This window comes from Streptomyces sp. NPDC007856 (assembly GCF_042868225.1).
Lineage (GTDB): Bacteria > Actinomycetota > Actinomycetes > Streptomycetales > Streptomycetaceae > Streptomyces.
The window spans coordinates 421,652-443,035 of the sequence record NZ_JBIAEC010000006.1 but is presented as its reverse complement, the minus strand read 5'-3'; the positions used below and the strand labels follow the sequence as shown (position 1 = coordinate 443,035).

Sequence of the window (21,384 nt, the reverse complement as noted above, 5' to 3'; positions counted from 1 at the left end):
CCCATGTCCGCGTCCGCGAAGTTGCCCCCTTTCGATCCCGCCGACCCGCTCGGGATCGACGACCTGCTGGAACCGGAGGACCTGGCCGTGCGGGACACCGTGCGGGCCTGGGCGGCGGACCGGGTGCTGCCGTACGTCGCCGAGTGGTACGAGAAGGGGGAGCTGCCCGGCATCCGTGAACTCGCGCGCGAACTCGGCTCCATCGGCGCCCTCGGCATGTCCCTGACGGGGTACGGCTGTGCGGGGGCGACGGCCGTGCAGTACGGCCTGGCCTGCCTGGAGCTGGAGGCGGCGGACTCGGGCATCCGGTCCCTCGTCTCCGTGCAGGGCTCCCTCGCCATGTACGCGATCCACCGGTTCGGCAGCGAGGATCAGAAGCTTCAGTGGCTGCCCCGCATGGCGGCCGGCGAGGTGATCGGCTGCTTCGGGCTGACCGAGCCCGACCACGGCTCCGACCCCGCCTCCATGCGCACCCACGCCAAGCGCGACGGCGACGACTGGGTACTCAGCGGCCGCAAGATGTGGATCACCAACGGGTCGGTCGCCGGGGTGGCCGTCGTCTGGGCGCAGACCGAGGACGGCATCCGCGGCTTCGTCGTCCCCACCGACACCCCCGGCTTCTCGGCGCCCGAGATCAAGCACAAGTGGTCCCTGCGCGCCTCCGTCACCAGCGAACTGGTGATGGACGACGTACGACTGCCCGCGGACGCCGTACTCCCGGAGGTCACTGGACTGCGCGGACCGCTCAGTTGTCTGTCCCACGCCCGGTACGGCATCGTCTGGGGCGCGATGGGCGCGGCGCGCAGCAGCTTCGAGGCGGCGGTCGACTACGCGAGGACGCGGGAGCAGTTCGGGCGGCCCATCGGCGGCTTCCAGCTCACCCAGGCCAAGCTCGCCGACATGGCGGTGGAACTGCACAAGGGGATCCTGCTCGCCCACCATCTGGGGCGGCGGATGGACGCCGGCCGCCTGCGTCCCGAGCAGGTCAGCTTCGGCAAGCTCAACAACGTCCGCGAGGCCATCGAGATCTGTCGTACGGCGCGGACCATCCTCGGTGCCAACGGGATCTCGCTCGAATACCCCGTGATGCGGCACGCGACCAACCTCGAGTCGGTGCTCACCTACGAGGGCACCGTCGAGATGCACCAGCTCGTGCTGGGCAAGGCGCTCACCGGGCTCGACGCCTTCCGGTGAGCACCGGGGCGGGCAGGGCCGGTGAGCGGCCCTGCCTCAGCTCTGGTTGAAGAAGCCGTCCTCGCGGTGGGCGGACGCCTCACCGCTGATGATCTGGGTGTCGGCCGGGGTGAGCAGGAACACCCGGTTGGACACCCGGTCGATCGAGCCGCGCAGACCGAAGATGAGCCCCGCCGCGAAGTCCACCACGCGCTTGGCGTCGCCGGGCTCCATGTTGGTGAGGTTCATGATGACCGGGACCCCGTCCCGGAACAGCTCGCCGATGGCGCGGGCGTCCCGGAAGCTGTCCGGGGTGACCGTGCCGATCCGGCGGCCCTTCTCCTCGGCCGTGTCCGAGGCCACCTTCACCCGCGGGTCGGTGACCCAGGCGTCCCCGGATTCGGAGCCCTCGGAGTACTCGTCGTCGTAGTAACGCTCGTCATCGTTGTCGTCGACGAGGCCGAGCCACGCACTCGCCTTGCGTACCGATCCCATGGACGCCTCCTCTCACAGCGGTCTTTTTCTGCTTTCCGCGTCCCTATGGTCATCCATGATGCGGACGGCGCGCCAAGTGGATAGACGCCGCGCGGGGGGTTTGTGACGGTACTGGTGCACAGCCGATCCGTCGAGAGCCCTTGTGCCCCAAGGGTCGCGACTCATACGGCTGCTGACTGAGAGTGAAATATGATTGTCGGCGGCGGATGGGTGATGATCGGTGCGTACGGGTGAACGTCAACGTCGTACCACACCACGGGGGATCGTCGTGTTCGGAATCGTCAGACCGTGCTCTCATCGGCTCGGCGAAAGCCTCAAGGCCGAGTGGATGGCGCACTTGTGCGGGCTCTGCCTCGCCCTGCGCCGCGATCACGGGCAGCTCGCGCGCATCGTGACGAACTATGACGGCCTTCTCATATCGGTCCTGACGGAGGCTCAGGCCGGACGGACCGCCGACGGCCGCCGTACGGCCGGGCCGTGCGCGCTGCGCGGGATGCGCACCGCCTCCGTCGCCCAGGGCGAGGGTGCCCGGCTCGCCGCCGCCGTCTCGCTGGTGCTCGCCGCGGTGAAGGTGCGCGACCATGTCGCCGACCGGGACGGGCTGCTGGCCCGTCGGCCCGTGGCCGCCGCCGCGCGCCGCGTCGCCGCGGGCTGGGGCAGGGCCGGCGCCCACAGCGGCGCCGCGGTCGGCTTCGACACCGGCGTCCTCGTCGAAGCCGCAGGCCGGCAGCTCGGCCTGGAGACCCTCGCCGGATACGGCACCCCGATCCTGACGGTCACCGAGCCGACCGAGAGCGCGACCGCCGCCGCCTTCGCCCACACCGCGGTGCTGGCCGGACGGCCGGGCAACGCACAGCCGCTCGCGGAGGCCGGCCGGCTCTTCGGGCGGCTCGCACATCTGCTGGACGCCGTGGAGGACCAGGAGGCCGACGCCGCGTCGGGCGCCTGGAACCCCCTCACCGCCACCGGCACCTCCCGTGCCGAGGCCCGCCGGCTCGCCGACGACGCCGTGCACGGCATCCGGCTCGCCCTGCGGGAGGCCGAGTTCGCCCACGGCAGGCTGGTCCATCTGCTGCTCGTGCACGAACTGGAGCGCTCGGTGGACCGCGCGTTCGGCACGCGCGCGTGCGGACACGCGCCCGAGGCCTCCTTCGGACCGCCGCTCGGCCACCACGCGCCGAAAGCGCCGGGCCACCCGTACGGCAACCCCTTCGGCGGGCAGCCGCCGCACCCTGACAAGCGCGGCTTCTGGGCCGGCTGCGCGGCCGCCCTCGGCCTGTGCTGCACCTGCAAGGTGTGCTGCGCCGACGAGTTCGAGGGTCCCTGGTCGCGGAAGAAGCGCGAGGGGTGCTGTGCCAACTGCGACTGCGACCTGTCGTGCTGCGAGGCCTGCCAGTGCTGCGAGTGCTGTGAGTGCTGCTCGTGTGGTGACTGCGGCCTGTGACGGTGCCCCTGTGACCGTCTCGCTCAGTTCTTCAGTTCCGGCGGACTGATCCGCGACCTGGTGAGGGCCGAGCCCGTCGTGCCCCACTTCCCGAGGATCTTCTCGTACGTGCCGTCGGCCAGCAGCCTGTTCACCGCCGCCCGGAAGGCGGGGGTGAGCCTGCTGCCCTTCTTGAAGGCGAAGCCCACGTCCAGGCGGTGGTACTCGTTCAGGAACTTCAGGCCCGGCTGGTGGGTCACGGCGTAGCGCAGGCCGTTGATGGTGGACATCACCACGTCGCTGCGGCCCTGCTGGACCGAGGACCAGATCGCGCTCGGCTCGGAGTAGGTCTGCACCTGGTAGGGCTTCCTGCCCGCGTCGGTGCACACGTGCTTGTTCTCCTCCAGCGTGGCCTCGAAGGTCGTGCCGGCGCCGGTCGCCACGTTCAGCCCGCAGAGCTGCTTCAGGTCGGTGACCCGCGTCAGCTTGCTGTCCTTGCGGGTGGCGAAGCCCTGGCCGTCGTTGATGTAGGTGACGAAGTCGATGGTTCTGCGGCGCTCGTCGGTGACGCCGAAGTTGGAGGCGCCGAAGTCGTACTTCCCGCTGTCCAGCGCGGGCAGGATCGCCTCGAAGCTCGCCTGCTCCACCTTCAGCCTGACGCCGAGCACCTTGGCGACCGCCTTGGTGAAGTCGACGTCCTGGCCGGTCAGCGTCTTGCCGTCGGAGAGGTACGTGGTGCCGGGCGGGGTGCCGCCGACGCTGATGGCGACGGTGAGGCGGGTGGTGCCGGCGGGCAGCAGCCTGGCCGCCGCCTCGTCCTTCTGCTCGGCGGAGACGACGTCGGCGGTGGGTACGTCGTCGGACTTGGCCGCCACCGGGGCTGTGCCCGCCCCGCCCGAGCCGCAGGCGGTGAGGAGCAGGGCGGCCGACGTAATGCCGAAAAAAGGTACAAAATGAAGCGTGCGCATCGGTTGCGGTCTCCTGGGAGCGGAAAGGGTGCAGAGCGCGAGGGGAGGGGTGCGCGTGTGAAGGCGAGGAAAAGGGAGAACGCGAGTGCGCCCGCCCGAGGGCAGGCGCATGCAGGGGGTCAGCTCAACAGGAAGAGGACCACACGCGACCGAAGTCGATGTGGGAGCGGGTGACCAGCCACTGCTGTGGATGCATGGGCCAAGTGGAACAGGCATCCGGTTCCGCGTCAACTGACTTGAGATGTACGGCTCACAGTTCGGACAGCCTTGACAGCGAAGGGAAACGCCCACGTACTCTCGGTGGACGGCCCTGCTGAGGGGCTCGGCCGTACCCGCGCCGCACGGCGCGTCCGTGTGAAGGCATCACCCGTGTTCTGACGTCTCTTCGCGTCACGGAGCCTTCGCATGTCATCCGACACCCTCGCCAAACCCCCCGCCGCCCCGGGCATTCCCGAGCCCGCGGACGTCCCGCGGATCGTCCCGCAGCGCCGGTACGGCCAGTGGGCGGCAGCCGTCGTCGTCCTCGTGCTGCTCGCCCTCGCCGTCAACTCCGTCCTGCGCAACAAGGCGTTCCAATGGGACGTCGTCGCCGACTACTTCACCACCGGCTCCATTCTGCGCGGGCTCTGGCTCACGCTGTGGCTCACCGCGGTCGTGATGGTCCTCGGCTTCGCGCTGGGCACCCTGCTCGCCGCCTTCCGGCTCTCCGCCAACCCCGTGCTGCGCGCGGTCGGTTGGGGCTACGTGTGGCTGTTCCGCTCGATCCCGATCCTGGTGCAGCTGCTGCTGTGGTTCAACATCGGGGCGCTGTACCCACAGGTGTTCGGCGTGAAGACCGTCAACCTGCTCACCCCGGTCGCCGTCGCGATCGTCGGACTCACCCTGCACGAGGCCGCCTTCGCCGCCGAGGTCGTCCGGGCCGGCATCCTCTCCGTCGACCGCGGGCAGATCGAGGCCGCCCAGGCGCTGGGCCTGAGCCGGTCGCGGCGCTGGTGGCGGATCGTGCTGCCGCAGGCCATGCGCGCCATCGTGCCGCCCGCCGGCAACATGCTCGTCGGCACCCTCAAGGGCACCTCGATCGTCAGCGTCATAGCCGTCGACGACCTGCTGTTCTCCGCCCAGTTGATCTACCACCGGACCTACCAGGTCATCCCGCTGCTGATGGTCGCGACCCTCTGGTACGCGGTCGTCACCTCGGCTCTCGGCCTGGGACAGCACTACATCGAGAAGTACTACGCGCGTGGCACGGAGCACGCCCGATGAGGCCGCAGCTGGTGATCGTGGGAGCCGGGCCGCGGGGGACCGGACTGCTGGAGCGCATCGCCGCCAACGCCCCCGAGCTGTACGCCGGCCGGGGCCTCGACATCCATCTGGTCGACCCGCATCCGCCGGGTGGCGGCCGTATCTGGCGGCAGGAGCAGTCCCCGCTGCTGTGGATGAACTCGCACGCCGAGGACGTCACCATGTTCACCGACGAGACGGTGACCATGGAAGGACCGGTGCGCGAGGGCCCCACCCTGCACGAGTGGGCAGGCCTCGACGGCGGCACCTTCGCCGACCGGCAGCTCCAGGGCCGCTATCTGCGCTGGGTGTACGAGCGAGCCCGGGCCGAGCTGCCCGCGGGCATCACCGTGCGGCACCATCCCCGGCGCGCCCTGCGGATCAGCGGCCCGCGCGAGGGCCGCCAGCAGGTGTGGCTGGAGGGCGATCCGCGTCCCCTTGCCGCCGACCTGGTGATCCTCGCCATCGGCCATCTGGACGCCCAACTCGACGGTGATCAGGCGAAGTTGGCCGCGTACGCCCGCGAGCACGACCTGGTGCACCTGCCGCCCGACTTCACCGCCGACAGCGACCTGTCCCCGCTGAGGCCCGGCGAACCCGTTCTCGTCCGCGGTTTCGGGCTGGCCTTCGTCGACCTGATGGTGCTGCTCACCGAGGGGCGCGGCGGGCGGTACCAGGGCGACACCTACCTTCCCTCGGGGCGGGAGCCGGTGCTCCACGTCGGCTCGCGGCGCGGAGTGCCGTACCACGCGAAGATCGGCTACGACTGGACCGGCGACCGGCCCCCGCTGCCCCGCTTCCTCGGCCCGGCCCAGGTCGAGGCCCTGCAGGCCCGTCCCGGCGGCCTCGACTTCCGGCGCGATGTGTGGCCGCTGGTGGAGAAGGAGCTGGGCTTCGCCCACTATCACCGCCTCTTCACCGCCCACGCCGAGCGTACGGCGATGGCCTGGGCCGACTTCGAGGAGAAGTACGCGGCCGCGAGCGACGCCGCCGAGGTGCAGGCGCTGGTCGCCGCCGCCGTGCCCGATCCGGCCGACCGGCTCGACCTCACCGCGCTCGATCATCCGCTGGACGGGGTGCGCCATGCCTCGCACGAGGACTTCCAGGAGGGCCTGCGGCGGTATGTCGAGGCGGACCTGAGACGCCGTCATGATCCGTCGTACAGCGCGGACCTCGGCGTCTTCCTCGGGCTGCTCTCCGTCTACGGGCAGCTCGTCCGCCTCGGGAACATCGGCCCGTGGTGGCACGGATTCTTCAGCTACCTGGCGTCCGGGCCGCCCGGCCCCCGGCTGCGGCAGATGCTCGCGCTGTCCCGGGCCGGCCTGCTCAGGTTCGTCGGCGCCGACATGTCCGTCACCGCCGCGGACGGGGTGTTCCGTGCCACGAGTCCCACCGTGCCGGGCTTCGTCGTCGAGGCCCGGGCGCTGGTCGAGGCCCGGCTGCCCGAGCCCACCGTCGGCCGGGCCCGCGACCGCCTGCTGCGCGCACTGCACACCGACGGCGCCGCCGAGACGCCCGACGGACTGCTCCGCGTCGACCCCGGCGACGGCCGGATCCTCGACGGCGCCGGGCGACCGCATCCCCGGCGCTTCGCGCTCGGCCCGTACACCGACGCCCGTACCCCCGGCGCCTTCACCCGGCCGCGCACCGGCGGGGCCGCGTTCCGGCAGAACGACGCCACCGCCCGGGCGGCGCTGGCCTTCCTGAGCACCTCACTCGAAAGGGAACCCGCGCGATGAGCGTCATGGTCGACATCAGGTCGGTGCACAAGAGCTTCGGCCCGCTCGACGTCCTCAAGGGCATCGATCTCCAGGTGCACGCCGGTGAGGTGACGGTCGTGCTCGGCCCCTCCGGCTCCGGCAAGTCCACGCTGCTGCGCACCATCAACCATCTGGAGAAGGTGGACCGGGGCGAGATCAGCGTCGACGGCTCGCTGATGGGGTACCGGCGCGCCGGGGACAAGCTGTACGAACTGCCCGAGCGCGAGGTGCTGCGACAGCGCACCCGGATCGGGTTCGTCTTCCAGAACTTCCACCTCTTTCCCCACCTCACGGTCCTCGACAACGTCGTCGAGGCCCCGGTGTCCGCGTTGAAACGGCCCCGCAAGGAGGCGGTGGAGGGCGTCGCCGACACGGTGGTGTTCATGGCCGACGGCAGGATCGTCGAACAGGGGCCGCCGGGCGAGGTGCTGGACCGGCCGCGGCACGAGCGGACGCGGGCGTTCCTGGCGAAGGTGCTGTGAGACATGGGCGCCTCGTACGGCCGTGGGCCGCTGCATCTCGCCGCCGCCGCCGTCGATCTGCCGGACCGCTTCGGTGCCGTACGTCGAGCTGGCGTGTTCCGCACGGAATACCAGGGCGCCACCCTCCGCTCCCATCTCGGGCCGGCACACCCGGCACGGGAAGGCTGATCGCAGATGAAAGGAACGACGGCATGACGACGGACGCAGCCGATGCGTGGAAGCTGTGGCACGAGCAGCGGGTCGAGAAGGTCTCCGCGCCCTACGGGCCGCTCGCGCTGACCGCCACGCACTGGGTCGAGGACCATCCGGAAGGGCGACTTCCGGACATTCCCGGGACCTGGGTGGCCGATGGGGAGGGCGTGGTGCTCACCGCCGTGGAAGCCGCCGGACTGAGGGTGGACGGGCGGCCGTTCGCGGGTGAGGTACGGCTCGCCGCCGACCTCGGGCCGGTGGCGGAGGCGCGCGTCGCGCTGGGGGAGAAGCGGCTGGTCGTGCTGGTGCGCGAGGGTGTGTGGGGGGTGCGGGTCTACGACCCCGGTTCCGCCGCCCGCCGCGCCTTCGAGGGCATCGAGGCCACCCCGTACGACGACCGCTGGTCGGTGCCGGGGCGGTTCACGCGGTACGACGACACCCGCACCGTGCGGGTCGGCAACGCGGACGGGCGCGAGCGGGGACTCGCCCTCGCCGGTGAACTCGCCTTCACCCTGGACGGGCAGGAGCTGACGCTGCGGGTCGCCCAGCAGGGCGACGGGCTGCTGTGGGCGGTGTTCGCCGACGCCACCAGCGGCGACACCAGTTTCCGGTTCCGCTTCCTCTACCCGGCCGCGCCCGACGCCGAGGGGCGCACGACCGTCGACTTCAACCGCGCCCAACTCCCGCCGTGCGCCTTGGCCGACCACTTCATCTGCCCCTTCCCGCCGCCCGGCAACACGCTGGATGTGGCGGTCGAGGCGGGGGAACGGGTGGTGAGCGGGCGGTGAGGGTGCGCTGAGCGTGCGCTGAGCCGGTGTCAGGGGACGTTCGCGTAAAGATGGTTTAAAAGCCAACGGCCGAAAGGCACTCTTGTGGCGACCGGTCGTTCGGCCGAATACTCCCCCTCAGCGCTTGTCAGGGGGTACGCGTGTGCGGAATCCGGCGCCCCCCTCCTGGCTGCGCCTCACGGGCCCCGACCCCACGCGGGCCCCCGACTTCCCCTGGGAGGGAACGAAAAGTGAGGATCAAGCGCACCACTTCCGGCAGCGGCACCGCTAGACGGACCCGGCTGATCGCCGTGGCCACCGGCTTCCTGGCCGCGGCCGCGTTCGCCGCCCCCACGGCAAACGCGAATGACGCCCACACGTTCAGCGCCGCCCAGCTCACCAAGGCCGACTCGGCCGTCCTCAAGGCCGACATACCCGGTACGGCCTGGGCGGTGGACAGCAAGACCAACCGCGTCGTCGTCACCGTCGACAGCACGGTGTCCAAGGCCGAGATCGCCAAGATCGAGCGGCAGGCCGGCGCCGACGCGGGCGCGCTCACCATCAAGCACACCCCCGGCAGGTTCAACAAGCTGATTACCGGCGGCGACGCCATCTACGGCGGTCAGTACCGCTGCTCGCTCGGCTTCAACGTGCACAGCGGCAGCACGTACTACTTCCTCACCGCAGGTCACTGCGGCCAGGTGGCCTCCACCTGGTACAGCAACTCCAGCCACACCACGGTGCTCGGCACCAATGTCGGCTACAGCTTCCCGGGCAATGACTTCGCGCTGGTGCGGTACACCAACTCCTCGATCTCGCACCCGAGTTCGGTGGGCAGCCAGTCCATCACGAGCGCGGCCACGCCGTCGGTGGGCACGACCGTGTACCGGCGGGGTTCCACCACCGGTACGCACAGCGGGCGGGTCACCGCGCTGAACGCCACCGTCAACTACGGCAACGGGGACATCGTCTACGGGCTGATCCAGACCACGGTGTGCGCCGAGGGCGGCGACAGCGGTGGTCCGCTGTACGCGGGGACCGTGGCGTACGGGCTGACGTCCGGGGGCAGTGGTGACTGCACCTCCGGTGGTACGACGTTCTTCCAGCCGGTGACCGAGGCGTTGAGCTACTACGGGGTCACGCTGCCCTGACGCTCCGCTCCCGTCGGCCCCCGCATGCCCTGTGGTGTGCGGGGGCTTCTTGCGTGCGCTCTCCTCTGCGGCTTTGTCGTGCCTGCCGCACCGGGTGGGTGGGCTGCGGGTGGTTGTGTCATGTCCTCACCGTTCTTTTGTGGCGTTTGTGCAGGTGGGATGCTGTCTGATGGATATCGTACACGCGTTCGAGAATGAGGGTATGGTGGGGGTGGAAGTTGGGAACTGATGTTCGAGAGCTGTTCGGGGCTCACGAGTGCGGGAGGTGCGTGTGCCGGGCTTCGCGCATCTGCACACCGTCTCCGGGTTCTCCCTGAGGTACGGGGCATCCCATCCGGAGCGGCTGGCCGAGCGTGCCTCGGAGCGGGGGATGGACGTGCTCGCGCTCACCGATCGTGACACCGTCGCGGGGGCGGTGCGCTTCGCCAAGGCCTGCGCCGGGGTGGGGGTGCGGCCGGTCTTCGGGGTGGATCTGGCGGTGGGCGAGGCCGAGGCCGTGCGGCGTGCGCGGCGGAAGGTGCCGGTGCGGGGTGGGGCCTTCGTGGACGAGTCGGCTCCTCGGGTGACCTTTCTTGCCCGGGACGGGGCCCGGGGATGGGCCGATCTGTGCCGGATCGTCACGGCGGCGCACGGGGGAGAGGGGCTGCCTCTGCTGCCCTGGCCGGACAACCATGGCGACGGCCTGACCGTGCTGCTCGGTCCGGGGTCGGACGTGGGGCGCGCCCTCGCCGCGGGGCGTCCCGACCGGGCCGCGGAGCTTCTCGGGGCGTGGCGTGAGGTCTACGGCGATGCGCTGCGGCTGGAGGCTGTGTGGCATGGGCGTACGGGTACGGGGCCCGGCTCGCTGCGGCTGGCCGCCCGTACCGTCGGGTTCGCCGCCGAGCAGGGGGTCCGGCCGGTGCTCAGCAACGCCGTCCGGTATGCCGATCCCGGCGCGGGGCCCGTTGCCGATGTGCTGGATGCCGCGCGGCGGCTGGTGCCGATCGACCCGCGCGGGGAGCTGGACTCCGGCGAGGCCTGGCTGAAGGACGCGCAGACCATGCTGCATGTCGCCGAGCGGGTGGTGGAGGCCGCCGGGTATCGGCAGGACACCGCACATCGGCTGCTGGAGCAGACCCTGGCCACGGCCGCCGAGTGCCGGGTCGATCCCGAGGCGGATCTCGGTATCGGGACCGTTCACTTTCCCGAGGCGCATCTGGTGGGTGCCGGGCGGCGCTCCGCCCAGCGAGCCCTTGCCTCGCGGGCGGTGGCCGGGATGGTGCGGCTCGGGTACGGCGGCCGGCGCGCGTACTGGGAGCGCATGCACCATGAGCTGGACATCATCGCCCACCATGGCTTTGCCTCTTATTTTCTGACGGTTGCTCAGGTGGTCGACGACGTGCGGGAGATGGGGATCCGGGTGGCCGCTCGTGGTTCCGGTGCGGGCTCCCTCGTCAATCATCTGCTGGGTATCGCGCACGCCGATCCGGTCGAGCACGGGTTGCTGATGGAGCGCTTCCTCTCCAAGGAGCGTGTGGTGCTGCCCGATATCGACATCGATGTGGAGTCCGCCCGGCGGCTGGAGGTCTACCGGGCGATCATCGACCGGTTCGGTACCGAGCGGGTGGCGACCGTGTCCATGCCGGAGACCTATCGGGTGCGGCATGCCATCCGGGATGTGGGTGCCGCCCTGTCCATGGATCCGGGTGAGATCGATCGGGTGGCCAAGTCCTTTCCGCACATCCGGGCCCGGGACGCGCGCGCCGCGCTGGAGGAGCTGCCCGAGCTGAAGCGGCTCGCGCGGGAGCTTCAGCGGGAAGGGGAGCGGTACGGCAGGCTGTGGGAGCTCGTCGAGGCGCTCGATGCCCTGCCGCGCGGGGTCGCCATGCATCCGTGCGGGGTGCTGCTGTCCGACGCCTCGCTTCTCGCCCGTACGCCGGTGGTGCCGACCAGCGGTGAGGGGCTGCCGATGTCGCAGTTCGACAAGGAGGACGTGGAGGACCTCGGGCTGCTCAAGCTCGATGTGCTGGGCGTGCGGATGCAGTCGGCCATGGCGCACGCGGTCGCCGAGGTGGAGCGGGTGACGGGGGAGCGGATCGACCTGGACGCGGTGCCGGCGGGGGATCCGGAGACCTATCGGCTGATTCGGTCCACCGAGACGCTGGGGTGCTTCCAGATCGAGTCGCCCGGGCAGCGGGATCTGGTGGGGCGGCTGCAGCCGAGTACCTTTCATGATCTGGTTGTCGACATTTCGCTGTTCCGGCCCGGGCCCGTCGCCGCCGACATGGTGCGGCCCTTCATCGAGGCGCGGCACGGGCGGGCGCCGGTGCGCTATCCGCATCCGGACCTGGAAGGGCCCTTGCGGGGGACGTACGGCGTCGTTGTCTTTCATGAGCAGGTCATCGACATCGTCGCGATCATGACCGGGTGTGGGCGTGGTGAGGCCGACCGGGTGCGGCGGGGGTTGTCCGATCCGGAGTCGCAGGGGCGGATCAAGGTGTGGTTCGCGCAGCAGGCGGCGGCTCGGGGGTATGGAGCGGAAACGATTCGGCGGACCTGGGAGATCGTGGAGGCCTTCGGGTCCTATGGATTCTGCAAGGCGCATGCGGTCGCCTTCGCCGTGCCGACGTACCAGTCGGCCTGGCTGAAGGCCCATCATCCGGCCGCCTTCTACGCCGGGCTGCTCACACACGACCCCGGGATGTATCCGAAGCGGCTGCTGCTGGCGGACGCGCGGCGGCGCGGGGTGCCGATCCTGCCGTTGGACGTCAATGGGTCCGGGGTCGCCCATCGGATCGAACTGGTGTCCGAGTCGGGGGTGTGGGGGCTGCGACTCGCCCTCTCCGATGTGCACGGCATCAGCGAGGCCGAGGCGAAAAGGATCGCGGACGGGCAGCCGTACTCCTCCCTGGTGGACTTCTGGGAGCGGGCGCGGCCGAGCCGGCCGCTGGCGCAGAGGCTCGCCCAGGTGGGGGCGTTGGACGCCTTCGGTGCCAACCGGCGCGATCTGCAACTGCATCTGACCGAGCTGCACCGGGGTGCCCGGGGCGGTGGAGGCGGACAGCTGCCGCTGGCGGGCGGGCGGAAGACCGCGCCGGCGGGGCTGCCGGATCTGACGTCGGCGGAACGGCTCAGCGCCGAGCTGGGTGTGCTGTCCATGGACGCCTCGCGCAATCTGATGGACGACCACCGGGAGTTCCTCAGGGAGCTGGGCGTGGTCTCCGCGCGGCAGCTGCGCGAGGCGCGGCACGGTGAGACCGTGCTGGTCGCGGGCGCCAAGGCGGCCACCCAGACCCCGCCGATCCGCTCCGGCAAGCGGGTCATCTTCTCCACGCTGGACGACGGCACGGGGCTGGTCGACCTGGCGTTCTTCGACGACTCGCACGACGCGTGCGCCCACACCGTCTTCCACTCGTGGCTGCTGCTGGTGCGGGGAGTGGTGCAGCGGCGCGGTCCGCGCAGTCTGAGTGTGGTGGGGTCCGCCGCCTGGAACCTCGCCGAACTGGTCGAGCTGCGTGCCGAGGGCGGTCTCGACGAGGTGGCGGCGCGGCTCGCGGAGCCCGTGGCCGAGGGCGCGGGCGGCGATCCGACCGGTGGACGGCGGATCCAGCTGCCGACCGGATACCAGATGCATCCGTGGGCCGATCTGCGGCCCGCGGGGCAGGAGGCCGCACAAGGGCCTGCTGCGGTAGGGAAGTTGTGGCACCAGAGTCCGGGGAGTGCGGGATGACCATTCTCTGCGTACGTTTCCAGCTGCCGCCGATGCACGAGGAGGCCCTGCCGGGGCTGCTCGGGTTGCTGGAGGACTTCACCCCGGTCGTGGAGGCGCTGCCGCCGGACGGGGCGCTGGCCGATCTGCGCGGTGCCGAACGGTACTTCGGGCGCAGCGCGGTGGAGCTGGCCTCGGTGATCCGGGTGCGGGCCCTCGCGTTGCACGGTGTCGACTGTGTGATCGGCGCCGGTCCCGGCCCGATGCTGGCCCGTGTGGCGCTGCGCGACGCCCGGCCCGGGGTGACGTGTGTCGTGCCCGAGGATCCGGACGGCATCGCGGAGTTCCTCGCCGAGCGGCCCGTGTCCGCGCTGCCCGGCGTCGGCGCGGCGACCGCCCGCACCCTGAGCGAGTACGGCCTGGACACCCTGGGCCTGGTCGCCGGTGCGCCGCTGTCCACGCTCCAGCGGCTGATCGGCGCGAAGGCCGGCCGTGAGCTGCACGAGAAGGCGAGCGGCATCGACCGGGGGCGGGTCGTGCCCAACGCCGTCTCGCGGTCGCTGGCCACGGAACGCGCCTTCGACCTCGACGAGCTGGACCCCGGTCGGCACCGCAGGGCGCTGCTGTCCGCCGCCGAGGAGCTGGGCGCCCGGCTGCGCGCGGTGCGGAAGGTCTGCCGCACCCTGACCCTCACCGTGCGCTACGCCGACCGGTCGTCGACCACCCGCAGCCGCACCTTGAAGGAGCCGACCGCGCACTCGGCGGCCCTGACCAGGGCGGCCTACGGCATGTACGAGGCGCTCGGCCTGCAGCGCGCCCGGGTCCGCGCGCTCGCCCTGCGCGTGGAGGGCCTGGCCCCGGCCGACCAGGCCTCCCACCAGCTCACCTTCGACCCCGTGGACGAGCGGGTCCGCCGGATCGAGGAGGTCGCGGACCGCGCACGGGCCAAGTTCGGGCCCAGGGCGGTGATGCCGGGGGCGCTGGGGCGTGGCGGCGGCTCCTCGTCGGTCAATTGGCCCAGGGCGGCGTGATGCGGGTGCCGTCGGCCGGCTCCGCCTGCAGGCCGACGGAGGTGGTGACCCAGGACAGCGCGGTGTGATCGGTCGGGTTCTCCCCGGCCAGGGTGGCGCCGGGATTGATGATCACCGTGCCGCCCGCGCCGATGCGGTCGGTGCGGCCGTCGAGGGTGATCAGCAGTTCGCCCACGAGCAGATGGAAGATCTCCTCGCGGTTGACGGTGTGCGCGGTCGCCTTGGTGCCGGCCGGAATCTCCCCGCGCCAGGCGCACAGCTCCTTGCTGCGGAGCCGCTCCGCTGGGTTGCGCGGGGTTGAGGGCCTTCTCGACTGCGGGGGGCGCCCCCACGCGCCGGAAGCGGCGCTGATCGCAAGTACCCGAGAAGCGGTGCCCGTGTTGTCGGCACCGCCCGGGTGCTGCGTTGCCGGGCACCGCCGGACCACGGCGTCCGGGTACAGCGCCGTTGCGGCGGGTTGGGGAGTGGCCGGCGTGGGCCACTCCCCAACCCCGGACACCCCTGACCGTCCGAGTCGCGCAGCGGACTCGTGCGGAAGGGATACGCGGAGCGGCGGCCGCATCCGCAGGACGCGCGGGCCCGGCTGGTCGTGCTCGGGCGGGGCTGGGCCTGCACCCGGGCGGCGGAGGCGGCGGCGGCCGAGGTCGTGGGGGGATGGGCCGAACTGCTGGGCGAGGCTGAAGTGCGCGTGTTGGGGGAGCGTTTGGCGCGGATCGCTCCCTATGGTCCGGTGAGGCCTGCCTGGTGATGATCCGTCAGCCTTCGGCGGCGCACTGGTTATCACTGGAAGTTTTTACTGACGCGTAACTTCACACGTGTGCTACTCGCCCGTAACTTGACGAATGAACAGCATCCTCGTGATCCGGATCACAGGGTAAGGCCCCCACCTCCCTTGAGCCGCAAGGAGATCACACGATGCTGCCCTGGAAGCGAGTGCTCAGACCCCTCGCCGCGCTGCTCCTCACCGCCGCCGTCGCCACCGTTCCCGCCGCCACCGCCGCTGCCGCCGACACCGCCCCCTCCTGGGGGTCCCCCCGCTCGAGCGCAGCCGAGAGTGGGGGAGGCTGGAACGACTTCTCCTGCAAGCCCTCCGCCGACCATCCCCGCCCGGTCGTCCTGGTGCACGGCACCCTGGGCAACTCGGTCGACAACTGGCTCTCCCTCGCGCCCTACCTGAAGGACCGCGGATACTGCGTCTACTCCCTCGACTACGGCCAACTGACCGGCGTCCCCCTCTTCTACGGCCTCGGCCCCATCGACAAGTCGGCCGAACAGCTGTCGGCCTTCGTGGACAGGGTGCTCGCCGCGACCGGAGCCGCCAAGGCCGACCTCGTCGGACACTCCCAGGGCGGCCTGATGCCCCGCTACTACCTGAGGTTCCTCGGTGGATCCGCCAAGGTGAACGCCCTCGTCGGCCTCGCCCCCGACAACCACGGCGCCACCCTGAGCGGCCTCACCAACCTGCTGCCGTACTTCCCCGGCGCCTCGGACCTGATCAAGGCCACCACCCCCGGCCTCGCCGACCAGGTCCCCGGCTCCGACTTCCTCACCGAGCTCAACGCGGACGGCGACACCGTCCCGGGAGTGCACTACACCGTCATCGCCACCAAGTACGACGAGGTGGCCACCCCCTGGCAGAGCCAGTACCTGAGCGGCTCCGACGTCCACAACGTCCTGCTCCAGAACCTGTGCCCGCTCGACCTCTCCGAGCACGTCGCCATCGGCCTGTTCGACCGCATCGCCTTCCACGAGGTGGCCAACGCGCTCGACCCGTCCCACGCCACCGCCACCACCTGCGCGTCGGCCTTCAGCTGACGTGCCGCCGAAGCCTGTCCGGCCTGAGCCGCCGGACAGGCCCCGGAACTCACCGGCGGTGGGCGCCACCCGCCGCGCGCCGCCGCACCGACAGGAACAGCGCCTCCACGAGGTCGCTCGAAGTACCGGCGGCCTTGGGCGCGTTGGGCGCGCCGGAGGGCTGCTGTGCGGGGACGGTCGTCTCGTCACCGCCCTGACCGTGGTGCCGCATCGTCGACTTGTCGGCACCGGCCGCGATCTGCCGGTCGGAGGGCGCGGACGCCGTCGGAGCAGGGCCGCTGCCCGTGCTGCCCGCGCCGGCGCCGCCGAAGTCCACGTCCGAGCAGGAGCAGAACGCCTCCGGGCTGTCCGAGCGCTGCCAGATCGCATACAGCAGCTGCCGGCCGGACCGCTCGGGAAGCGTGCCGGAGAACGTGTGGAAGCCGCCCGATGCGACCGGGTCCGTGACCGTCGCCACCGGGTGCTCCAGATCCAGCTCGGACCAGGCCGGCGGCTTGGCGGGGTCGTAACCGGGCCTGGTGAGACAGCCCTTGAAGGTGCCCTTGTGCGGCGCCGTCACCCGGTACTCGAAGGTGTACGACCCGCTGGGCGTGGCCGCGCGGCGGGCACGAGCGGGCATGCGGAACTCCTCTGCGGACGGTTCTTCTGCGGGGCGGAACCCGGAGGGGGACCCATGGGGAACCCGTGGGGGGTGATCCGAAGCTAGCCCCGAGAAGCCGCGAAATCGCCTGCCGGACGCGGATGGAGGAGATCCTTATGGTCCCGTTAAGGCGGGACTAACCGGGGGCTCAGGAAGGGGGGGATGTGGTGCGCTTGTGGTGCGGCCCGTACGGCGGTATGCCGGGCACTCTTTAGGGTTACGGGCCTGTGGCGGGGCCCTGTTGTACGGCTGTGCCGGTCGGCAGTCGGTTGACTTCGCAGTGAGGCGATCGCGTCTTTGGGGCGTTTCTCGTGAGGGGTAGCCACTGTGATCAACAGGCGGGGTGCGGTGCGGGCAGGCACACTGGGGGCTTTGGGGACGGGAATGGTGGGTTTGCAGGCACCACCCGTTGCTGCGTCACCGACCGAGGTGGTGGAGCGGGTCGGCCCTCGGGACTGGAAGCGGCTGGCCGACGCGTTGTCATCGCGTTCCACCCTCTACCGGCCGAGGGATTCCAACTACTCGCCGCTTGCGCTCCCGTTCAACCACCGCTACGCCGGGATCCACCCCGCTGGAATCGTCGCGTGCGCCACCACCAGGGATGTCCGCACCGCGGTCCGCTGGGCCCGCGCGGTGGGGCTGCCCGCCGTGCCCCGCTCCGGGCTGGGTCACAACTACGCCGGGTACTCCAGCACCAACGGCCTGCTGCTCAACATGGCCCGGATGAAAGGCATCGCCGTCACCCCGCTGCCGGGTGCCCGCTCCCGTACCCGGACCTACGGGCCGATCAAGGTCACCCATGACGCGGGTACGGTCACCGTGGGAGCCGGGGTCAGCAATGGCGACCTGCACCCGCTCCTGGAGAACCAGGGGATTTTCGTGCCGACCGGCCGCTGTCCCACGGTCGGGGTGGCCGGACTGGTGCTCGGCGGCGGTATCGGCTTCAGCGACAAAATGTTCGGTCTGACCTGTGATCGGCTGGTCTCGACGACCGTGGTGCTCGCCGACGGCCGCGTGGTGGAGGCCGGTCCGGACTCGCATTCCGACCTGTTCTGGGCCTGCCGTGGCGGAGCGGGGAACAACTTTGGCGTCAACACCTCCTTTACGTTCCAGTACGAGCAGTTCCAGGGCAACGTGGGCGTCTACCAGTTGCGCTGGAGCCTGGACTCCGTGGTGCCGGTGATCGCCACCGCGCAGCGGATCGCCGTGAACGCCCTGGACGACAAGCGGTTCCACCTTCGCGTCGGCATCGGGACCCATGGGTTTGCCAGGGACCAGATCCGTGCCAACGCCAATGTCAACGCCATCGGCCAGTACTACGGCCCCCTTGAGGAGTTGCGCGACATCCTGGCTCCGCTGCTTGCCATCGGCACGGCCGAGGAGCGCGCCCGCAACAGCGCGTCCGTCCGCGAGGTCACTCCCGGTCAGGCGAGCGTGCTGCTGAGCGCCACCACGCCGGTGGAACAGTTCGCCGCCAAGTCGGCGGTTCTCACTTCCCGGACGCTCCTGACTGACAAGCAGGTCGGTGCCGCCGCCGAGAAACTGCTGGACTGGCCGGGCAGTAGCAACGAGGACGGGGCCGGGTTCGCGATGTTCGCCCTCGGCGGCGAGATCAACCAGGTGCCGCCGGATGCGACCGCGTTCGTGCACCGAAACGCCGTGTTCGTCTTCGCTGCCGAGACCTCCTGGGCGGACTATGACCCACACCGCGTCGAGACCGCCAATCTGCACTGGCTCCGTGAGTTCTATCACGACATTTTCGGCGACATGAGTCCTGGGTATTCGTATCAGAACTTTCCGGATCCGACGCTGAAGGACTGGCGGCGGGCTTACTACGGTGCGAACTACGACCGGCTTGTCAGGGTGAAGCGGAAGTACGATCCGACCGACTTCTTCAGCTATCCACAGGGGATCGGCACCTGACGCTCTCACACCGGCATCGTCTGCTCGGCTCTGCCCGGGTCGACGGCGTACGCCGCCCCGTCACTCCTGGCCGTAGTACAGCCGAAGGAACTCCTCCATCGCCGCGTCGACGCCGGCGCGGTCACCGGTGGCGAGCAGGTCCAGCAGCAGGCCCCGGACGGTGGCGAGGCCCAGCCTGGCGCGGTTTCGGGCCGTGGCGGTGTCCGTCCCCGCGGCGGTCTCGGCGGCGACGAGCGGCTCCAGCCAGTCCTTCACCAACCCTTCGAGGACGGGGACGGCCTCGGGGCGGCCGCGCAGCGCGTGCCCGCAGATCTCGAAGAAGAGCCGTTCCTGACCGGCCAGCCGAGGGTCCGTCAGTCGCCGCCACAGCAGCCGCGCGACCTCGGCGGGCGGGAGCCCGGGCTCCAGGTGGAGCCGGGACAGCAGCTCGCGCTGGCGCCGCTCCGACGTCCGGACGATCTCGACCAGCAGCTGTTCCTTGGAGCCGAAGTAGTGGATCAGCATGCGGTGACTGACGCCGATCGCGGTCCCGAGGCGGCGCAGGCTCAGGTCTGCGATGCCGTGCTCCGCGACATGGTCGACGGCCGCGTCCACCAGTTGCGCGCGCCGGTCCTGGTCCGCGCCGTGCCCGGCCTCGCCCTCGGGACGGGAGTCGCCCGTATTCGCCACGACGCGAGTGTACCAATTGGTACAGGGGGCATGTACCGTGTGGTACATGAAGCCGGTCACCGTGTCGATCGACGTACCCCAGACACCCGACGAGGTCTACGACTTCCTCGATGTCATGGCCCACCACGCGCGATTCACCGACCACTACCTGTCCGACTGGCGCTACAGCGGCCCCCGCCGGGGCGTCGGATCGTGCGCCACGGTCACCGCCGCGCTGGGCGGCGCGCGGACCGACGTCACCATCGAGGTCGTCGAGGCCGAGCCACCCCGGCGGATCGTCGAACGCAATGTCAGCGCGGCCGGCCGCCGCCAGGCCCAAGGCACCTACGTCATCGCCCCCCTGCCCGCCGGTGGCAGCCGCGTCTCGTTCACGTACACCTGGGCGCGCGCCCCGCTGGCCGACCGGCTGCTGGCCCCCGTCGTACGGACCACCATGCGGCGCGCCAACCACACGGTCATGCGGCGCCTGGCCGCCGAGTTGGCCCACCACGTGTCCGCCGCCGGCTCCTGACGGCCGTGGCCCGTTCCGGCTTGCGACAGGGGCTGCTCGGAGCGCGCTCGGGCGGATAGCGTGCGTCCGTGATCGAACAGAACGCGGAGCATGTGCGGCCGGCCGTCGCCGAGGACGTGTCGGCCGTCAAGGCCGTGACGGACGCGGCCTACCACCACTACATCGAACGCATCGGAGTGGTGCCGCAGCCCATGGAGGCGGATCACGCCGCGAACGTGGCCGCCGGCAAGGTGTTCGTCACCGGAACACCCGTCGACGGACTGGTCGTGATCGAGGCGTTCGCCGGCCATCTCTTCCTGGACAGCATCGCCGTCCGTCCCGGCGCCCGCGGCACCGGCGTGGGACGGCGGCTGCTGCGTTTCGTGGACGCACGCGCGCGTGAACTGGGCCTCGGTGAGATCAGGCTCTACACGAACGCGTTGATGTGGGAGAACCGGAAGATCTATCCGAAGTACGGATACGAGGTCGTGGAACGCCGTGTCGACGGGCCCTACGACCGCATCCACTACCGCAAGCGACTGGACTGACGGCCCCGGCGGGCTCAACCGTCGGGCCACCAGGTGCGGGCGATGTCCTTGCGCACCTCGGGACGTTTCGGGGGGTGTTCCGCCGCCTCTTCGTGGATCCGGCGGCTGTCCGTCTTCTTCAGGGGCTTCTGCACGGTTACGCGGCGCATGGCTGCCTCCTTCAGTGCCTACCGAGTTTCCGTGTTGTCACGGTGGTAGACGCTTTTGGCGAGAGTTCCTCATCGGAGCCGGATTGTCAGTGGCGGCTGTCACTCTTGGGGCATGACGAACGTGAATGACGGCGCGGTTGCGGCAGGTACCCCGGAAGTGGACTGGGACGCCGAGGCCGGCGCCTTCGACGACGAGCCGGACCACGGCCTGCGCGACCCCGGGATCCGCGCGGCCTGGGCGGACCGGCTCCGCTCCTGGCTGCCCGAGCGCCCCGCCGACGTCCTCGATCTCGGCTGCGGCACCGGCAGCCTGTCGCTCCTCGCGGCCGAACAGGGACACCGGGTGACGGGCGTCGACGCGTCCCCGGCCATGGTCGAGCGGGCCCGCGCCAAGCTCGCCGGGCGCGACACCGTGATCCTGCGCGGGGAGGCCGTGGCGCCGCCGGTCGGGGAGCAGCGCTTCGACGTCGTCCTCGTACGGCATGTCCTGTGGACCCTCCCGGAGCCCGCCCGGGTCCTGCGGCACTGGCGGGACCTCCTGCGCCCCGATGGCCGATTCGTGTTGGTCGAGGGAGTCTGGGGCACCCTGCACCCCGTGGGCATCCCCGCCGCCCGCCTCACCGCGCTCCTGGCACCGCTGACCGCGGACATACGCGTGGAGCGACTGTCCGACGACGAGCTGTTGTGGGGGAGGGCGGTGGAGGACGAGCGGTACGCGGTGGTGGCGGTGGTCTGAGGC

Annotated in this window: 19 protein-coding genes and 3 pseudogenes; 16 read left to right on the top strand and 6 right to left on the bottom strand. The window is 70.8% G+C overall.

Annotation, left to right across the window (positions count from 1 at the left end; translation table 11 throughout):
- Nucleotides 1-3: 3 nt before the first annotated feature.
- Nucleotides 4-1,194, top strand: a complete 1,191-nt coding sequence (locus ACFYOH_RS17940; RefSeq protein WP_388626576.1) for an acyl-CoA dehydrogenase family protein — start codon at nucleotides 4-6, stop codon at nucleotides 1,192-1,194.
- 36 nt (nucleotides 1,195-1,230) lie between these two features.
- Here the strand turns inward: ACFYOH_RS17940 and ACFYOH_RS17935 are convergent, their stop codons facing one another.
- On the bottom strand, nucleotides 1,231-1,668 hold the full coding sequence (locus tag ACFYOH_RS17935) for a cell division protein SepF (RefSeq protein ID WP_388626574.1): 438 nt from the start codon (nucleotides 1,666-1,668) through the stop codon (nucleotides 1,231-1,233).
- A 268-nt stretch (nucleotides 1,669-1,936) separates the two neighbouring features.
- Here ACFYOH_RS17935 and ACFYOH_RS17930 point away from each other — a divergent pair, with 268 nt between their 5' ends.
- Complete coding sequence (locus ACFYOH_RS17930; RefSeq protein ID WP_388626573.1) at nucleotides 1,937-3,112, top strand: DUF5685 family protein; 1,176 nt, start codon at nucleotides 1,937-1,939, stop codon at nucleotides 3,110-3,112.
- Nucleotides 3,113-3,135: 23 nt separating this feature from the next.
- Here the strand turns inward: ACFYOH_RS17930 and ACFYOH_RS17925 are convergent, their stop codons facing one another.
- A complete protein-coding gene (locus ACFYOH_RS17925) occupies nucleotides 3,136-4,059 on the bottom strand; it encodes an ABC transporter substrate-binding protein (RefSeq protein WP_388626572.1) in 924 nt (307 codons plus the stop codon).
- A 405-nt stretch (nucleotides 4,060-4,464) separates the two neighbouring features.
- On the opposite strand from ACFYOH_RS17925, the gene ACFYOH_RS17920 reads away from it, so the two are divergent.
- The 8 genes from ACFYOH_RS17920 (at nucleotide 4,465) to ACFYOH_RS17885 (ending at nucleotide 14,411) form a co-directional block, all read left to right on the top strand.
- Entirely contained in the window at nucleotides 4,465-5,322 is an 858-nt protein-coding gene (locus tag ACFYOH_RS17920; protein WP_388626570.1) for an amino acid ABC transporter permease, read from the top strand.
- Nucleotides 5,319-7,079 (top strand): FAD/NAD(P)-binding protein, encoded by a 1,761-nt coding sequence (locus ACFYOH_RS17915; RefSeq protein ID WP_388626568.1) that lies wholly within the window; start codon nucleotides 5,319-5,321, stop codon nucleotides 7,077-7,079. Before ACFYOH_RS17920 ends, ACFYOH_RS17915 begins: the two co-directional genes overlap by 4 nt.
- Nucleotides 7,076-7,582 (top strand): ATP-binding cassette domain-containing protein, encoded by a 507-nt coding sequence (locus ACFYOH_RS17910; protein WP_388626566.1) that lies wholly within the window; start codon nucleotides 7,076-7,078, stop codon nucleotides 7,580-7,582. Before ACFYOH_RS17915 ends, ACFYOH_RS17910 begins: the two co-directional genes overlap by 4 nt.
- A 3-nt stretch (nucleotides 7,583-7,585) precedes the next feature.
- Nucleotides 7,586-7,750 carry a hypothetical protein gene (locus ACFYOH_RS17905; protein ID WP_388626564.1) on the top strand — a complete coding sequence of 55 codons (165 nt, stop codon included), beginning with the start codon at nucleotides 7,586-7,588 and terminating at the stop codon, nucleotides 7,748-7,750.
- Nucleotides 7,751-7,773: 23 nt separating this feature from the next.
- Nucleotides 7,774-8,562 (top strand): DUF1684 domain-containing protein, encoded by a 789-nt coding sequence (locus ACFYOH_RS17900; protein WP_388626563.1) that lies wholly within the window; start codon nucleotides 7,774-7,776, stop codon nucleotides 8,560-8,562.
- A 230-nt stretch (nucleotides 8,563-8,792) separates the two neighbouring features.
- Nucleotides 8,793-9,692, top strand: coding sequence for a S1 family peptidase (locus ACFYOH_RS17895; protein WP_388626562.1), 900 nt, complete (start codon nucleotides 8,793-8,795; stop codon nucleotides 9,690-9,692).
- A 271-nt stretch (nucleotides 9,693-9,963) separates the two neighbouring features.
- Nucleotides 9,964-13,401 carry a DNA polymerase III subunit alpha gene (locus ACFYOH_RS17890; RefSeq protein WP_388626560.1) on the top strand — a complete coding sequence of 1,146 codons (3,438 nt, stop codon included), beginning with the start codon at nucleotides 9,964-9,966 and terminating at the stop codon, nucleotides 13,399-13,401.
- Nucleotides 13,398-14,411 carry a hypothetical protein gene (locus ACFYOH_RS17885; RefSeq protein WP_388626558.1) on the top strand — a complete coding sequence of 338 codons (1,014 nt, stop codon included), beginning with the start codon at nucleotides 13,398-13,400 and terminating at the stop codon, nucleotides 14,409-14,411. The genes ACFYOH_RS17890 and ACFYOH_RS17885 overlap by 4 nt, the downstream gene beginning before the upstream one ends.
- Here the strand turns inward: ACFYOH_RS17885 and ACFYOH_RS17880 are convergent.
- Nucleotides 14,389-14,679 (bottom strand): annotated as a pseudogene (locus ACFYOH_RS17880) (cupin domain-containing protein); the annotation flags it as partial. The gene ACFYOH_RS17885 and the pseudogene ACFYOH_RS17880 sit on opposite strands and share 23 nt — an antisense overlap.
- Before the next feature lie 258 nt (nucleotides 14,680-14,937).
- Between ACFYOH_RS17880 and ACFYOH_RS17875 the strand changes: the two are divergent.
- Nucleotides 14,938-15,159: pseudogene (locus ACFYOH_RS17875) on the top strand (MarR family transcriptional regulator); the annotation flags it as partial.
- Between the two features lie 167 nt (nucleotides 15,160-15,326).
- The gene (locus ACFYOH_RS17870) at nucleotides 15,327-16,226 is read left to right on the top strand and encodes an esterase/lipase family protein (protein WP_388626557.1); all 900 of its coding nucleotides are present in this window, start codon (nucleotides 15,327-15,329) and stop codon (nucleotides 16,224-16,226) included.
- A gap of 49 nt (nucleotides 16,227-16,275) precedes the next feature.
- On the opposite strand, the pseudogene ACFYOH_RS17865 reads toward ACFYOH_RS17870, so the two are convergent.
- Nucleotides 16,276-16,839 (bottom strand): annotated as a pseudogene (locus tag ACFYOH_RS17865) (lytic polysaccharide monooxygenase); the annotation flags it as partial.
- A 411-nt stretch (nucleotides 16,840-17,250) separates the two neighbouring features.
- On the opposite strand from ACFYOH_RS17865, the gene ACFYOH_RS17860 reads away from it, so the two are divergent.
- Nucleotides 17,251-18,789 carry an FAD-binding oxidoreductase gene (locus ACFYOH_RS17860; RefSeq protein WP_388626555.1) on the top strand — a complete coding sequence of 513 codons (1,539 nt, stop codon included), beginning with the start codon at nucleotides 17,251-17,253 and terminating at the stop codon, nucleotides 18,787-18,789.
- A 60-nt stretch (nucleotides 18,790-18,849) separates the two neighbouring features.
- Here the strand turns inward: ACFYOH_RS17860 and ACFYOH_RS17855 are convergent, their stop codons facing one another.
- Entirely contained in the window at nucleotides 18,850-19,458 is a 609-nt protein-coding gene (locus ACFYOH_RS17855; RefSeq protein ID WP_388626553.1) for a TetR/AcrR family transcriptional regulator, read from the bottom strand.
- A gap of 46 nt (nucleotides 19,459-19,504) precedes the next feature.
- Here ACFYOH_RS17855 and ACFYOH_RS17850 point away from each other — a divergent pair, with 46 nt between their 5' ends.
- Complete coding sequence (locus ACFYOH_RS17850; RefSeq protein ID WP_388626551.1) at nucleotides 19,505-19,969, top strand: SRPBCC family protein; 465 nt, start codon at nucleotides 19,505-19,507, stop codon at nucleotides 19,967-19,969.
- 68 nt (nucleotides 19,970-20,037) lie between these two features.
- The gene (locus ACFYOH_RS17845; protein WP_388626550.1) at nucleotides 20,038-20,496 is read left to right on the top strand and encodes a GNAT family N-acetyltransferase; all 459 of its coding nucleotides are present in this window, start codon (nucleotides 20,038-20,040) and stop codon (nucleotides 20,494-20,496) included.
- Nucleotides 20,497-20,510: 14 nt separating this feature from the next.
- Here the strand turns inward: ACFYOH_RS17845 and ACFYOH_RS17840 are convergent, their stop codons facing one another.
- Nucleotides 20,511-20,645: a hypothetical protein gene (locus tag ACFYOH_RS17840; RefSeq protein WP_388626548.1), complete on the bottom strand. Its 135-nt coding sequence runs from the start codon at nucleotides 20,643-20,645 to the stop codon at nucleotides 20,511-20,513.
- Nucleotides 20,646-20,757: 112 nt separating this feature from the next.
- On the opposite strand from ACFYOH_RS17840, the gene ACFYOH_RS17835 reads away from it, so the two are divergent.
- Nucleotides 20,758-21,381, top strand: coding sequence for a class I SAM-dependent methyltransferase (locus ACFYOH_RS17835; protein ID WP_388626546.1), 624 nt, complete (start codon nucleotides 20,758-20,760; stop codon nucleotides 21,379-21,381).
- Nucleotides 21,382-21,384: the final 3 nt, after the last annotated feature.

Bases quoted from the DNA above. Each gene is read 5' to 3' on its own strand.
- ACFYOH_RS17940 (WP_388626576.1), top strand. From the start codon at position 4: ATGTCCGCGTCCGCGAAGTTGCCCCCTTTCGATCCCGCCGACCCGCTC.
- ACFYOH_RS17935 (WP_388626574.1), bottom strand. From the start codon at position 1,668: ATGGGATCGGTACGCAAGGCGAGTGCGTGGCTCGGCCTCGTCGACGAC.
- ACFYOH_RS17925 (WP_388626572.1), bottom strand. From the start codon at position 4,059: ATGCGCACGCTTCATTTTGTACCTTTTTTCGGCATTACGTCGGCCGCC.
- ACFYOH_RS17920 (WP_388626570.1), top strand. From the start codon at position 4,465: ATGTCATCCGACACCCTCGCCAAACCCCCCGCCGCCCCGGGCATTCCC.
- ACFYOH_RS17915 (WP_388626568.1), top strand. From the start codon at position 5,319: ATGAGGCCGCAGCTGGTGATCGTGGGAGCCGGGCCGCGGGGGACCGGA.
- ACFYOH_RS17910 (WP_388626566.1), top strand. From the start codon at position 7,076: ATGAGCGTCATGGTCGACATCAGGTCGGTGCACAAGAGCTTCGGCCCG.
- ACFYOH_RS17905 (WP_388626564.1), top strand. From the start codon at position 7,586: ATGGGCGCCTCGTACGGCCGTGGGCCGCTGCATCTCGCCGCCGCCGCC.
- ACFYOH_RS17900 (WP_388626563.1), top strand. From the start codon at position 7,774: ATGACGACGGACGCAGCCGATGCGTGGAAGCTGTGGCACGAGCAGCGG.
- ACFYOH_RS17885 (WP_388626558.1), top strand. From the start codon at position 13,398: ATGACCATTCTCTGCGTACGTTTCCAGCTGCCGCCGATGCACGAGGAG.
- ACFYOH_RS17870 (WP_388626557.1), top strand. From the start codon at position 15,327: ATGCTGCCCTGGAAGCGAGTGCTCAGACCCCTCGCCGCGCTGCTCCTC.
- ACFYOH_RS17860 (WP_388626555.1), top strand. From the start codon at position 17,251: ATGGTGGGTTTGCAGGCACCACCCGTTGCTGCGTCACCGACCGAGGTG.
- ACFYOH_RS17850 (WP_388626551.1), top strand. From the start codon at position 19,505: ATGAAGCCGGTCACCGTGTCGATCGACGTACCCCAGACACCCGACGAG.
- ACFYOH_RS17840 (WP_388626548.1), bottom strand. From the start codon at position 20,645: ATGCGCCGCGTAACCGTGCAGAAGCCCCTGAAGAAGACGGACAGCCGC.
- ACFYOH_RS17835 (WP_388626546.1), top strand. From the start codon at position 20,758: ATGACGAACGTGAATGACGGCGCGGTTGCGGCAGGTACCCCGGAAGTG.